Below are 14,272 nucleotides of genomic sequence, written 5' to 3'. Positions count from 1 at the left end.
TCCCCCCTAAAATAAGCTAGTTAAAAAACTTAATATTGGTGATATAAAAAGTGCTGGAAGAAAATTTCCAACTTTTGTATCCTTTATATCAAGTATCTTTAATCCTATACCAAGTACCATTACTCCACCTACTGCAACTAAATCATTTAAATACAAAGGATTTGTCAAAAAAGAAAGTTTTGAAGAAAGAAGCACTATAGTACCTTGAACCAATAATACCGAAATAGCAGATAACATAACCCCAAGTCCGTATATTGATGAGAGAACTATTGAAGAAATTCCATCAAGTAGTGATTTCATATAAATCAAAGAACCATCTTTGGTAAGACCTGCGGTAATTGATCCTACAATTGTTAGCGGTCCTACTAAAAAAAGAATTGAAGATGCTACAAAACCTGTTGAAAAATCCCCTTCTTTAATACTATCGCCAATTTTTTTTAATTTATCTTCTATATTTATTAATTCTCCTATTATTCCACCAATAACCATAGATCCTAACACTATTAAAAAGTTATTGGCCTTTATTATCATATTTATAGCCATACCAATTGTGCTTAGCCCGACTGCCAAAAATAGAATTTTTCTAATATTTTCCGGAAATCCTTTTTTTAGGATCATTCCAATTAAACTTCCTATGACAACTGCTATTGCATTTACAACAGGAGTAAGTATATTTTTCACCTCCTAAAGGTATATTACAAATGCCCCTGAGATTAATAAAATTGTTCCAAATATTCTCACTTTAATTTTTTCTTTAAAGAAAATGTAAGAAAATAGTACAGAAACTAATGCTGAAATCATTGATACAGGTTCTGCAATGCTAACATCCATGTATTTGAAGGCCATGAGCAGCGCAAAATATGCATATGCATTACAAAAACCACCTAATAATAGATATATTATATTTTTCTTTGTATAGTCTATATGTACCTTTACATTTTTATGTGATAAAAGGCTTACAGTAAAAAAGTATATCGTAATTATTAAATAAACTCCAAGGGAATAGCCAAGTTTGTTAAATGATGTGGTAAGAAACCCATCGACGACTCTACCTATGGCCATGAGTAGGGAAGAAATAATCATAGCAAGTGCGCCTTTACTTTTTAATATATTTTTGTATGAACTTGAGATTGATTTTTCTTTTTTTAGATATGAAACACCGTATATCATTAAAATGCTACCAACAATTTTTTGTATGGTAATTTTTTCACTTAAAAACAAAAAGCTAATGAAAATTAAAAATATAGCGTTAATATTATAAAGTGGTGCAACAACTGAAACATCTTCTTTTGATAGTGCATACATATATAAGAAAAAAGAAAAAGAATAGATCGTTCCACTTATTAAAGATACTTTTATTATATCAAAACTGAGATAGTTTATAAAAGGCAAAAACATTAAAGTTGAAAAACCGAAAAATCCCCATGCAGATATAATTGGGGAAGAATTTTTAGTTAAGATTTTTCCAAATATTCTTTCAAAACCTAGCAAAATAATTCTAATTGTTATCCACATCATATTTTTTTAAGTACTCTTCTTGTTTTTGAAACATTTCTTTTGCATTGGTTGTATCATATTCATGGTCATAGCCTGCTACATGCAATGCTGCGTGTATTAAAACTGTAAGTAATTCCTTTTCAAAGGTATTATAAAATTTCTCGGCATTTTCTTTTATAACATCTTCACATACGAATATTTCTGCATATAAATCATCATCTCCGTATACAAAAGTTAGTACATCCGTTGGAGCATTTATATTTCTATACTGGTTGTTTAATCTTTCAATTTCTCCTTTATCAATAAAGACTAAATTTACATTAACATCTTTGCCAATCTCGGTTTTTAGAATTTCATCCATATATTTTAAGTATCCTTCTTCAATTTGTTTGTTTGTTGTCACCATTTGCCTGCACCACCTTTTTTATCTCTTCTTTAGGATACTCTATTCTTGCTTTTGTTATGTTTACAATAACTTTTATAAATTCATCTATTATCAATTCCAATTCTTTTAGATTTAACCCAGATTCATCTAATTGCCTTTCGTTGTAAATAGATGAAACAATATTTTCTACCAAGTCTTTTATTCTCTGATAATTTGAAGAATTTAAACTCTTTAATGCAGCTTCAACACTATCGGCAAGCATTATTATTCCAGCTTCTTTGAATTGAGGTTTTGGACCAGGATATCTAAATGAATCTTCAGATACATTTTCTTCAAGTTCTTTTGCTTTATGATAAAAATATTTTTGTACTCTTGTACCGTGATGCTGCGGTATTATAAATTCTATCGTTAGAGGAAGTCTATATTTTCTTGCTAATTCTATACCTGATTTAACATGGTCTTCTAGAATAAGATGACTTAAGAAAGGACTTATGCTATCATGAGGATTTTCTTGATTGTCTGGAATATTTTCTACAAAGAAATAAGGCCTTATCATTTTACCTATGTCATGAAAATATGAGGCAACACGTGCAAAAGTTGAATTAGCACCAATCCTTTCTGCTGCTGCTTCAGCAAGGGTTGCTACCATAATACTGTGATAATATGTTCCAGGTGCTTGAAGAGACAGTCTTTTTAAAAGTGGATGATTCATGTTTGCAAGTTCTGAAAGCCCGATATTCGAGTATATTCTTGTAAAATATTCTATATATGGTAGTGTACCAAGTATTATTATAGTTGAAATGAAAGGATTTAGAACTCCATAGGAAATGTCGTAGATATTTAAATATAAAGGTTTTAGAGGGATTTGATCAAGAAGTAATGCAAACGATAGCAAAGAGGTGAAAACGGCAGATTTAGCAATCTCTATTCTTCTGTTTATATTCCTTATCAAATAGTTCATTAATAATATTTGAGATATCATGTATATAGCGCTATAAAAATCATTTATATGGAAAGCTATTAAAATACTTTGCAGTATTCCTGCTGAAAACCCAACTATATAAGAAGTTAATAGCGTTAGAAGCAAAGAAGATATTAGAAAAGGAGAAAGTGTTAAATCAAAGCGCTTAATTGAAATATAAGTTATAAATACTCCAAAAATAAAAAGGAAATAAAAAGTATTTTTGTATATTTTGTGTAATTTAAAATAAAAGACTTCTTCAAACACTTTTTCTATTACTAAATACCAAATAATAATTAAAAAAATAAGTTCGTAAATTGCTTTTATAATATTAAAATCAAAAAAATTTAATAAAGCAACAGTAATAAAAGAAACAATTACACCATCAAAGTTTTTTAACGGTATTTTTTTCACTCTTTTACCCCTTTTTCATAAACTTCATAAGCTTTTATTATTTTTTTTACAAGAGGATGTCTAACAACGTCTGCTTCGCTAAGATAGACAAAACCAATACCTTCAATTCCTTTAAGAATTTTTTCTGCCATTACAAGTCCTGAATTTTCTTTAATATCAATCTGTGTTATGTCTCCCGTTATAATCGCCTTTGAATTAAAGCCAATTCTTGTTAGAAACATTTTCATTTGTTCATAAGTTGTATTCTGAGCTTCATCAAGTATTATAAATGCATTATTTAAAGTTCTGCCTCTCATATATGCAAGAGGTGCGATTTCTATTATATTTTTTTCTCTATAAGATATAAACTTTTCGAGTGGCAACATATCCATTAATGAATCAAATAGTGGCCTTAGATAAGGATCAACTTTTTCAGAAAGATCACCTGGTAAAAAACCAAGCTTTTCCCCTGCTTCAACTGCAGGACGTGTTAATATTATTCTACTAACTTTTCCACTTCTTAAATAATCTACAGCAAGTGCAGAGGCGAGGTACGTCTTTCCAGTCCCAGCAGGTCCAATTACAAATACTATATCATTTTTTTCTACCGCATCAATATAGGCCTTTTGCCCCTTTGTTTTTGGTTTTACCCTGCCTCGAGCAATAGTTTTTGTAACAACATTTGAAAGAGCTTCTTCTTGAGTTTCCTCTTCTTTTTCAGAAACAAGGTATTCAAATTCATGCTTATCTAACAAATGACCATCACGTGTAATATTAATCATCTCTTTTATTATACTTTCTACAATTTCAATTTTCTTTTCGTCATCACCTCGAATGAAAATATCATTTCCTCTTAAACTAATTTCAAGTCCGAATTTCTTTTTCAAGTATCTCAGTCTATTATCGTATTGCCCAAACACTTCAACGACAAATACGTCTTTTGGAATAGATATCTTTTTTAACACGTAAGCACCTCACTTTAAATTTTGCAAAAGTTGCCTTGCTTCTTCTTTTGCTTCTTCATGTGTAGCATTTAACAGTGGATGAGCATTTGAATTTATAACTATTTCATACTCTTTTTTTGCCTCTTCAACCTTTCCCATTTTTTCGTATAACTTCCCAAGTTCTAGATGTATATTTGGGTAATTTGGAAGAATTTCCAAGGCATCAAGCAAATATTTTTCTGCTTTTTTATAGCTTCTCAAAGGCCATGGAACATCTCTAAACCTCATTCCCATTGCAATTAATGCAAGTCCTTTATAAAAGTTATCATCAAGAATTTCAATAGCCTTTTCAATGTAGTTGTCAAAATCATTTAACATAAAAAGACTTTGAACGATTCCTTTATACTGAGCCAACCTTCCAACTATAGCGCCTGCAACATAATATGCTCTACCGTTATTTGGATCTTTTTCAATTTCTTTTTTAATCACTTCAAGTGCTTCAGTATACAACTTTTCTTTATCTTCAGAATCTCCCCATAGAGCGTATTCCATCAAGGCTTCTGCGTAAATAACATTATTTTGTTCTTTTTTTGCAGTTGATATAACATCTTTTATTAGGTCAATGTCATGAAAATTCCTTGCTTTTATAAAATTTTCTTCAAGACTATTTGAGAAAAATACACTAGATAAAAGAATCAAAAAAATAAGAGCAACTTTTTTCATAGAAACTCCCCCTATCCCCCGTTTTTAAGCAATTATACCATATTACACAAACTTTTTATTGTTTCTTCTACTAATGATGATACACTCTTGGTTTCTTTGCTATTGATAATATGTTTGACTTTCTTTAAAACAATTGTTTCAGCATGTTTTTTTATCCTTCTATTTAGACGTTTTTTTAATTCTCCATTTTTTGAAAAATTATTAAAACAATCGTTTATACTCTCAACTAATTTTTCTACTCCTACTCCAGAAGTTGCAATAGTTTCTATGATAGGTTTTTTAACATTGGAAAATGATAATGTATATTCCAATTGTACTTTTAGAGAATTTGCACCATCTAAATCTGCTTTATTTATAACATAAATATCACCGATTTCCATTATACCAGCCTTTAATAGTTGAATTTCATCACCATTTCCTGGAGATAAAACCAATATTACCACATCCGATGCAAATACAATGTCAATTTCGCTTTGCCCTGCCCCAACAGTTTCTATAAGTATATAATCAAAACCAAATGCATCCATTAATTTTATTACATCAAATATACTCTCATTAAGCCCGCCAAGACTATTACCACTACCCATGCTTCTGATAAAAACTCCATCGTCCAGAAAATGCTTTTTCATTCTTATTCTATCACCTAAGAATGCACCGCCCGTGAAAGGGCTGGAAGGGTCGATTGCAATAATACCTACAGTTTTACCAGTCTCTCTTAGCTTTGTAATAATAGCATCGACAAGTGAGCTTTTTCCTGCGCCAGGACTTCCAGTAATTCCAATAATTTTTGACCCTGAAGATGGCAATTCTTCTATAAAAGATGTATCTTCATTGTTTTCAACATACGTTATAAGTTTTGCCAGTGCTTTTTGATCTTTTTGTTTTAATTTTTCAATTAATTCTTTCAATTCTATACCTCCGCAAAAAGTCCTTTTATTTTTTCAACAATTGTTGAAAGAGGTGTTCCAGGTCCAAAAACCTCTTTTATTCCCATTTTTTTTAGTTCTCTTGCATCATCTTCTGGAATTATTCCACCGACAAATACAGGAATATTTTCTATATCATTTTCTTTCATAAGATCTAATACTTTTTTGCAAATACTCATATGTGCCCCAGAAAGTATTGAAAGTCCTATAACATCAACATCTTCTTGGATTGCAGCTTTGACTATTTGTTCGGGAGTTTGTCTAAGACCTGTATATATTACTTCCATACCAGCATCTCTCAAAGCTTTTGAGACAACTTTAGCTCCTCTATCATGACCATCAAGCCCTGGTTTAGCAATTAATACTCTTATCTTTTTTTCCATTTTTTCTCCCCCTATTCAAGTTCAATTAATACTTGACCTGTATCTACGTTGTCTCCTTCTTTAACCAATACATTTTTAACAGTTCCTGAAAATTCAGAAATAATTTCATTTTCCATTTTCATAGCTTCTAAAATGGCTACTTTATCACCTGAATTAATTTTTTGCCCGGCTGAAACTAAAACTTTTAATACTATTCCTGACATTGGAGCAACAATTTTTGCTCCAGAAGATGGGCTTGCTACTTCTTGTTTTGGAGCAGTTTTTTCTTCAACAGTTGATTGAGTTTGTATTGACTTTGTTTCATTTTCGACAACTGGCTCAGGGGTTGGAACACTCTGTATCGATTGAGCGCCACCTAATTCTTCAACTTCTACTGTGTATTCTTTTCCGTTTACTCTAACCTTGAACTTTCTGACCATCCTTTTACACCTCTCCATCCAGTTTTTTTCCAGAAGGTCCATTCTCTTTTTCTGTTTTTCTTTGATACAGATATTATTCTTATATTACTCCCCATTAACGCGTATATAGCAGCCATGACAGCTGCGATTTCTTCTTCACTTTCTTCACTCTCAAGTAGAATATTTTTTTCGTTTGTTACTTCTTGAGAGTGAATTTTTTTAGGTAGTTTCATGGAAGCTTTTTTTGAAAAAAATCCAAAAAGCAAGAAAACGAAATATAGGATAAAAAATATTAAAAATACCGTTACTAGACCTATGAAGGTAATTATAAACATTTGCATTTATTTCACCTCATAATGGTATATTTCCATGCTTTTTCTTTGGCCTTGGTTCAACTTTTGTTTTTCCGTATTCTAGAGATTGAGCAATAAATCTTCTAGTTTGTCTTGGATCAATTACTGCGTCAATATAACCTCTTGAAGCAGCCACATATGGGTTTGAAAATGCATTTTTATATTCTTCAATCTTTTGTTTTCTGGTTTCTTCAGGATTTTCAGAAATTTCGATGTCGCGTTTAAAAATAATATTTGCAGCACCTTCAGGTCCCATAACTGCAATTTCGGCTGTTGGCCAAGCTGCAACAAAGTCTGCACCAAGGTGTTTACTTCCCATTGCTATATATGCTCCACCGAAGGCTTTCCTTAATATTATTGTTATTTTTGGAACAGTTGCTTCACTATAGGCATAAAGTAATTTAGCTCCGTGACGTATTATTCCACCGTGTTCTTGTTTTGTGCCAGGAAGATATCCTGGAGTGTCTACAAATGTGACAATAGGAATATTAAATGCATCTAAGAATCTTATAAATCTTGCAGCTTTGTCTGAAGAATCAATGTCAAGAACACCTGCAAATACATTTGGTTGATTTGCAATTATACCTACTGGATAACCATTTATCCTTGCAAAACCTACTACTATATTCTTTGCAAAATGTTCGTGAACTTCTAAGAATTCGCCATTATCCACAATTTTTTTAATTACATTTTTAACATCGTATCCTTTTTTAGAATCTGGTGAAACAATATTGAGTATTGAGTCATCAATATCTAAATCTTGTGTAGAAGATGTTAATAACGGTTCTTCCATGTTATTTTGAGGAATATATGAAAGTAATTTTTTTGCAATATTGATTGCATCTTCATCGCTTTGTGCTACAAAGTGTGCATTTCCACTTTTTGAATTGTGAATGAAAGCTCCTCCAAGATCTTCTTTACTTATTTCTTCGCCTGTAACTGCTTTAATTACATTTGGGCCTGTGATGAACATTTGAGCAGTTTTGTCAACCATTATTACAAAATCAGTAATTGCTGGTGAATAGACTGCACCTCCAGCGCAGGGACCGGCAATAATTGTAATTTGAGGTATTACACCTGAAGCAAGGGTATTTCTAAAGAATATTTCACCATAACCGTACAAGGCATCAACGCCTTCTTGTATTCTTGCGCCACCTGAATCGTTAATTCCTATAATTGGTATGCCAAGTTTCATTGCAAGATCCATTATTTTAACGATTTTTTTTGCATGCATTTCTCCTAAAGAGCCACCCATTACTGTGAAATCCTGAGAAAATGCTGCAACAGGTCTTCCATTAATTTTTCCAATTCCAACAATTACTCCATCTGCTGGTAATTCTTTTTTATCAAGTCCAAAGTTAGTGTTTCTATGTTTTACAAATTTATCAATTTCTTCAAAAGTTCCTTCGTCAAATAGAAGAGCAATCCTTTCTCTTGCAGTTAATTTTCCTGCTTTATGTTGCTTTTCAATTTGTTTTTCTCCTCCGCCAAGTTCAATGTTTTCTTCTAATTCTTTAAGTTTTTTTATTAATTCTTCCATCGTTTTTCCTCCTTTTAGTGATTTCCTTCAACTAATTCTAACAACACGCCACCAGTTGTTTTTGGATGTAAGAACAGTACTTTGGTTCCTCCAGCACCTTTTTTTGGCTCATCTGAAAGTGGTTTAAAACCAAGATTTTTGGCAAGTTCTACAGCTTCATCAATGCCTGTTACATTAATAGCTACATGGTGAATTCCTTCAGCTTTTTTCTCTAAAAATGATGAAATTTCAGAATTTTCATTAAGAGGTTCGAGCAGTTCAAATCTTGTTTCACCAATTTTTACAAAGTATACTTTTAATCCTCTTTCTGGTAGTTCTTCTTCTCCACTAACTTCAAGCCCAAGAAAATCTTTGTAAAGTTTTAATCTTTCTTTGGCATTTTTTACTGCTATGCCAATATGATCTATTTTATTTGATTTCAAAATCATCACCTCCGCTAAAATTTTAACATTGCCAAGGTGGTTAATCAAATATAGAAAATTACGATTAAAGCCAGCCAAGCAGCTTCATAGTCCTTTTAGTAAATGATTTAATAGCTTTTTTTTCAACATCTGTGCCACTATATAATTCTTTAAACTCTTCGGGAGTTAATTCGGTTAATTTTACATCTGTATGAGCAATTGCACTCTCTGTATAATTTTCATTAATTAGTGACTCAATTCCAATAACGTCATTTTTTTCGAGTTTTTCTTCTAATTGACCAAATTTTACTACTACTTCACCAGACTTTATTAAATAAACTGAATTTGCCTCTTGACCTTCCTCAAATATTTTTTCTCCTTTTTTTATCTCATTTGTTTTCATTTAACATCACCTCAACATGCTTGGCAATTTCCGAATAAGTAAGCCACATTACATTTCCTTCTTCTTTGTAAACAAGTGCTAATAAATTTAGTGCATTGAGGCATAAATTTAAATCATCTGAATAATGTAAAATTATTTTCTTGCAAAGTAGTTTTGCTATATATCTATCTCCAAGTGTGGAATAAACTTTCTTTGCAGTATCCAATATAAGCTCTCCGCCAAGTTTTGAGTCTGGGAATTTTTTGAAAAAACTTTTTATATAATTTACTTTTGTAATCATTTTTGAATCATCTATTGATTCAATTAGATTTATAGCTGCTTCTTCATCATCGGGTAGATTATCTGAAGTAAGTGACAAAAGCGTTTCTACTTCTTCTATTACGTTATCAATATTCTCCTCGTCAATTACGAAGTCTTCTAAAGAGAAATTTTCTTCAGCATTTTTATTCTTTCTTAATTCTATTAATCTTTTTAAAATATTTTCAAATTCATCTGATAATTCTACCTCTTCAATTTCCGATTCTTCGATAGCAGAGACATCGCCAAAAAGAGGAATTTCCAGTAAATATTCGGCAATTGCTATATAATCACCAGGGTTCAATATTACAGGTCCAGATTTTTTTAACTCACGTACTTTTCCACTTTTTAGCTTATAAAGTTTTCTAGGTACTTCATTAGTTGTAAAAATAATTCCCTGGATTTTCATTATTTCACCTCTTGACCTTTAATTTCTTTTTTCCTTTCTTTTCTGCAACTCTTCTCTCTTTTCTGTTTACAAGTGTAAATTCATCGTGTTGGGTATTTATTTTTTTCAGCTCGTTTTCTGACTCTTTTTCGGCTTCATCAGTGATTTTTCTAATGTTTAAAGTATAAATTATAGTTTGCTCAAATATTTTAGCCATCATCTCATCAAACATTCTAAATGTTTCCTTTTTAAATTCCAAGATTGGATCTTTTTGTCCATACGCTCTAAGGCTTACTGCTTCTTTTACGTGTTCAACTTCTTCAAGGTACTGCCTCCAATTCTCATCTATTACACGCAATGCTATGAACTTTCCAATTTTTGGGAAATCTTCTCCCAATTCTTTCTTTTTATTTTCAAATTTTTCCATTAAAAGATTTTTTAGATATTCTTTAAGTTCATTTCTAGTATCAGGCAGTTTATCAAGGCTAATATTTAATATTTTTAAAGATTCTTTTATTTCTTCTACATTACAAACGCCTTTTTCACAAAATTCTTCGAGCCTTCTTTCAATAAAATCATCTATTGCATCGTTGAAGTGTTCATCGATATTTCCTGAAAGTAGATATTCTCTATAGCTATATATTGCTCGTCTTTGTGTATCCAAAACAGTATCCATTTGAAGTAAATTTTTTCTTATTCCAAAATTTATACTTTCAACCTTTTTTTGGACCCTTTCTATTAATTTTGTAAGCATAGGATGATATATTGGCTCACCTTTTTCAATTTTTACTAGATTCATTATTTTTTCAAGTTTTTCTCCACCAAATATTCTTATAATATCATCTTCTAAGGACAAGAAGAATATAGATTCACCTGGGTCACCTTGTCTTCCAGCTCTACCTCTAAGTTGGTTGTCTATCCTTCTACTTTCATGTCTTTCAGTTCCAATTATAAGTAACCCGCCTAATTCCTTTACACCGGGGCCTAATTTAATGTCTGTCCCCCTACCAGCCATATTAGTTGCAATTGTAACTGAACCTTTTTGACCAGCTAATGCAACGATTTGAGCTTCCTTTTCATGATGTTTTGCATTTAAAACGTTGTGAGGTATTTTTTCTTTGCTTAGCATTTTACTCAATCTTTCGCTTTTTTCAATGGATGTTGTACCTACTAAAACAGGTTGCCCTTTTTCATAGCGTTTTTTTATTTCTTTTACTACTGCCTCAAATTTTTCGTCTTCTGTTCTGTAAATTAAATCGTCTCTATCTATTCTGATCATTGGTTTGTGAGTTGGGATAACAACTACTTCCATACCGTATATTTGTTTAAATTCTTCTTCCTCTGTTTTAGCAGTTCCTGTCATACCGGAAAGTTTTTCATACATTCTAAAGTAATTCTGGTATGTTATAGTTGCATAAGTAACCGACTCTTCTTTGATTTTAACTCCTTCTTTTGCTTCAATAGCTTGGTGAAGTCCTCCACTGTATCTTCTTCCTGGAAGAAGTCTACCTGTGAATTCGTCTACTATTACAATCTCACCGTTATGAATAATATAATCTACATCTTTTTTAAACAGGTAATGTGCTTTTAAAGCATTTAATAAGAAATACATTTTATTCACGTGTTCAGGATCATAGAGATTTTCTATATTTAAAAGTTTTTCTATATATTCTATACCTTCGTCTGTTAATATTACAGATTTTTTCTGCTCGTCTATAGTAAAATGCTTGTCTTTTACGAGTTTTTTAGCAATTTGATTGAAGCGAATATAATCTGAAGCTTTTGTTTTTGATGGACCACTTATTATTAAAGGAGTTCTTGCCTCGTCTATAAGGATGCTATCTACTTCGTCCACTATTGCATAAAAATGTCCTCTTTGAACTCTATCTTCCAGGTCTATTACAAGATTGTCTCTTAAGTAGTCAAACCCAAACTCTGTATTTGTTCCGTATGTTATATCACACTCATATGCTTCTTTTCTGCTGATTTCCTTCAATTCAACCTGATAAGCTTCTACTGCTTCTTTATTTTTGGCTTCATCTTCAAGAAATTCTCCATTAAAACCTTGAGGCCAAACACTCAAATTTTCATTTAACGCCTTTTTTGCAAGTTCTTCATTTTTCCAAATAACTTCATATGACTTGTTTTGTGTATTTATAACACCTACTCTAAGTCCCAAAGCAAGATATATAGGTCCCATCCACATGGCGTCTCTTTTTGCAAGATAATCGTTTACAGTTACAAGGTGAACGCCTTTTCCAAGTAGTGCATTTAATACAACTGGCATAGTTGCAACTAGAGTTTTTCCTTCACCTGTTTTCATTTCTGCAACTTTTCCCTCATGAAGAACCATTGCACCTATAAGTTGTACATCAAATGGTCTTAATCCAATTACTCGTTTGGATACTTCTCTTACTATTGCAAAAACTTCTGGAATATATTCGTCAATATTTTCAGGAGTAATATTTTCTTTAATTGTTTTCAAGGAATTAATTAATTCGGTTAAATTTTTACTTTCAAGGTTTATCTTGTTTATTTTATTTACTTTTTTCCAATATTTTTTTATAACCCTTTCATTTTTGTCGAATAATTTCACAATTCTTCCTCCTTTTTAAACTCATCAAAAAATAATTTTCCGCCTTTTTCATAAATAAAGACTGGATTTTTATAATTATTGTTTACCTGATGTTTTACTTCTCCAATTTGAACTAGAGGAGTGTTCATTGAAAGTGCAAGAACATATGAAGGCTTAATCTTAATACCTGCACGTACAACTCCACTACATTGGCCAAAAATTACGATAGAACCATTTGCAGTTATTTCAGAACCCGAATGTACATTACCTACAATTATTAAATGGCCTGTGTGATTTAGTTTTTGACCCGATCTTATATTTTTAATTATAATTAACGTTGTTTCTTTATCTTCTTCTCTTTTTATTGGAGTTTCTTTTTCATCATAATATTCAGTCAATATTCCTTTAACTTTTAGATTATAACTTTCAAATTTTTCAATTATCTTAGGAATATCATTAATCTTTTCCTTAAAATTTTCAATTTTGATCATTATTTTTTCACTATCATCAAAAAACTGCCTTATATCATGCATTTTATTGTCGATCTCTTTAAATAATGTGTCTAATTTTTCATATTTATCAATGTAAAAAACAATTCCAGATTTAAAGATTTTTAAGTTAAACAAGAGAGCTCCCCCCTAACTAAAAAACAATTTCTTCGATTTCGTCAATCCATTGGCCGAGATCAATTTCATTAAATTTTTTCAAAGTCTTTTTTAAGTCGAAAAATACACTTTGGAATAATTTTTCCTTATTTCCAGAAAAAATTTCAAGAGCACATTCAAGTAAAGCAGCAAAAAGATCGGCTGTCCTTACTATTTTTCCAGTATCTCCTGAAAATGGTTCAGCTGCAAAATCTTCATATTTTTCTAAGTGACTAAGTGATTTATTTTCTTTAACCCATTCATTAAACATTTGTTTTTCAACTAAAGAGACAAGAGAATCAAGTTCTGGGGTTTTCTTTTTTGTTGGAGTTATTACATCTCCTGTAAAAGCTTCAGGAAGGTCATGAAGAAGTGCCTTTTTTATCACCTCTTCTTTTTTATCTTTACTAAGACCAAGTTGTACAGAGATAATATATGCAATTGTTGTAACCACAAAAGAATGACCTGCAACTGTGGACTTTATGTTTCTGTACATTCTATTCCATCTTGTCATTGAAATCATGTTTAAGGCTATTGAAAATATTAATTTAGGTATATCGGAAACTTCAGAGAAATTTTTTAAATATGGTTGGAGCTTTTCTTCAAGTTCCTTTATTGGCTTGTTAAAATCGAAAACTTTTCCGTTGACCTTTGCTTCAAAAAGACTTGTTGAGATATCAGAAAATTTGTCGATTGGGTCAAATTCTTCTGAAGTTATATTTGTAATAGAGCTTTGGTCAACTATATTATATAGCTCTAAGAAAGCTTTTTCTCTCACTTTTTCCCAGACATCTGGTGATAATCTTTCTATTCTTTCTTTTAATTCAAGTGAAACGTCTGAGAGTACGAGCTTAGGAAGTATTCTATTCAATCGCCATTTTAAAGAAGGTTCAATATCTAATTTGTAGTAGTCTCTTAACGCAAATGATATTAGCAAGGTAGTGTATGCATTATCAGCTTCGGAAAATTTAACAATTGCAGGTTTGTTATTCCACCTTTGAATTGTAAATAAATTACCAAGCATGAAGATTAGTTTTCCATATCCCAAAGTTAACAACCTC

At 31.2% G+C, this 14,272-nt stretch carries 17 protein-coding genes; all 17 read right to left on the bottom strand.

Annotation, left to right across the window (positions count from 1 at the left end):
- Positions 1 to 6 precede the first annotated feature (6 nt).
- From OB7_RS04585 to OB7_RS04505, 17 genes are read right to left on the bottom strand one after another with little or no spacing between them, the layout of a single operon-like run.
- A complete protein-coding gene (locus tag OB7_RS04585; RefSeq protein WP_114702641.1) occupies positions 7 to 681 on the bottom strand; it encodes a DUF554 domain-containing protein in 675 nt (224 codons plus the stop codon).
- A gap of 3 nt (positions 682 to 684) precedes the next feature.
- The gene (locus OB7_RS04580) at positions 685 to 1,518 is read right to left on the bottom strand and encodes a DMT family transporter (RefSeq protein ID WP_114702640.1); all 834 of its coding nucleotides are present in this window, start codon (positions 1,516 to 1,518) and stop codon (positions 685 to 687) included.
- Positions 1,499 to 1,903: an rRNA maturation RNase YbeY gene (gene ybeY / locus OB7_RS04575; protein ID WP_004101813.1), complete on the bottom strand. Its 405-nt coding sequence runs from the start codon at positions 1,901 to 1,903 to the stop codon at positions 1,499 to 1,501. Before ybeY ends, OB7_RS04580 begins: the two co-directional genes overlap by 20 nt.
- The gene (locus tag OB7_RS04570; protein WP_004101816.1) at positions 1,878 to 3,257 is read right to left on the bottom strand and encodes an HDIG domain-containing metalloprotein; all 1,380 of its coding nucleotides are present in this window, start codon (positions 3,255 to 3,257) and stop codon (positions 1,878 to 1,880) included. The genes ybeY and OB7_RS04570 overlap by 26 nt, the downstream gene beginning before the upstream one ends.
- Positions 3,254 to 4,201, bottom strand: coding sequence for a PhoH family protein (locus tag OB7_RS04565; protein WP_004101818.1), 948 nt, complete (start codon positions 4,199 to 4,201; stop codon positions 3,254 to 3,256). The genes OB7_RS04570 and OB7_RS04565 overlap by 4 nt, the downstream gene beginning before the upstream one ends.
- 9 nt (positions 4,202 to 4,210) lie before the next feature.
- Positions 4,211 to 4,903, bottom strand: a complete 693-nt coding sequence (locus OB7_RS04560) for a tetratricopeptide repeat protein (protein WP_004101820.1) — start codon at positions 4,901 to 4,903, stop codon at positions 4,211 to 4,213.
- 32 nt (positions 4,904 to 4,935) lie between these two features.
- Positions 4,936 to 5,811, bottom strand: coding sequence for a methylmalonyl Co-A mutase-associated GTPase MeaB (gene meaB, locus OB7_RS04555; RefSeq protein ID WP_004101821.1), 876 nt, complete (start codon positions 5,809 to 5,811; stop codon positions 4,936 to 4,938).
- Positions 5,812 to 5,813: 2 nt separating this feature from the next.
- Entirely contained in the window at positions 5,814 to 6,212 is a 399-nt protein-coding gene (locus tag OB7_RS04550) for a cobalamin B12-binding domain-containing protein (RefSeq protein ID WP_012580211.1), read from the bottom strand.
- A gap of 11 nt (positions 6,213 to 6,223) precedes the next feature.
- Entirely contained in the window at positions 6,224 to 6,631 is a 408-nt protein-coding gene (locus OB7_RS04545; protein WP_114702639.1) for a biotin/lipoyl-containing protein, read from the bottom strand.
- Positions 6,604 to 6,951, bottom strand: a complete 348-nt coding sequence (locus OB7_RS04540; RefSeq protein ID WP_114702638.1) for an OadG family protein — start codon at positions 6,949 to 6,951, stop codon at positions 6,604 to 6,606. The genes OB7_RS04545 and OB7_RS04540 overlap by 28 nt, the downstream gene beginning before the upstream one ends.
- A gap of 10 nt (positions 6,952 to 6,961) precedes the next feature.
- On the bottom strand, positions 6,962 to 8,503 hold the full coding sequence (locus OB7_RS04535; protein WP_114702637.1) for an acyl-CoA carboxylase subunit beta: 1,542 nt from the start codon (positions 8,501 to 8,503) through the stop codon (positions 6,962 to 6,964).
- A 14-nt stretch (positions 8,504 to 8,517) separates the two neighbouring features.
- Positions 8,518 to 8,931, bottom strand: a complete 414-nt coding sequence (gene mce, locus OB7_RS04530; RefSeq protein ID WP_249031016.1) for a methylmalonyl-CoA epimerase — start codon at positions 8,929 to 8,931, stop codon at positions 8,518 to 8,520.
- 58 nt (positions 8,932 to 8,989) lie between these two features.
- Positions 8,990 to 9,307: a Crp/Fnr family transcriptional regulator gene (locus OB7_RS04525; RefSeq protein ID WP_012580216.1), complete on the bottom strand. Its 318-nt coding sequence runs from the start codon at positions 9,305 to 9,307 to the stop codon at positions 8,990 to 8,992.
- Positions 9,294 to 10,013: a hypothetical protein gene (locus OB7_RS04520; protein WP_114702635.1), complete on the bottom strand. Its 720-nt coding sequence runs from the start codon at positions 10,011 to 10,013 to the stop codon at positions 9,294 to 9,296. The genes OB7_RS04525 and OB7_RS04520 overlap by 14 nt, the downstream gene beginning before the upstream one ends.
- A gap of 4 nt (positions 10,014 to 10,017) precedes the next feature.
- Entirely contained in the window at positions 10,018 to 12,588 is a 2,571-nt protein-coding gene (gene secA / locus OB7_RS04515) for a preprotein translocase subunit SecA (RefSeq protein WP_114702634.1), read from the bottom strand.
- Complete coding sequence (gene minC, locus OB7_RS04510; protein ID WP_114702633.1) at positions 12,585 to 13,193, bottom strand: septum site-determining protein MinC; 609 nt, start codon at positions 13,191 to 13,193, stop codon at positions 12,585 to 12,587. Before minC ends, secA begins: the two co-directional genes overlap by 4 nt.
- Before the next feature lie 16 nt (positions 13,194 to 13,209).
- Positions 13,210 to 14,259: a YfbR-like 5'-deoxynucleotidase gene (locus tag OB7_RS04505; RefSeq protein ID WP_114702632.1), complete on the bottom strand. Its 1,050-nt coding sequence runs from the start codon at positions 14,257 to 14,259 to the stop codon at positions 13,210 to 13,212.
- Between the last annotated feature and the right edge of the window lie 13 nt (positions 14,260 to 14,272).

The sequence above is a fragment of the Thermosipho africanus Ob7 genome, from assembly GCF_003351105.1.
Lineage (GTDB): Bacteria > Thermotogota > Thermotogae > Thermotogales > Fervidobacteriaceae > Thermosipho > Thermosipho africanus.
The sequence above is the reverse complement of the archived record's forward strand: the minus strand, read 5'-3'. Positions and strand labels throughout refer to the sequence as shown.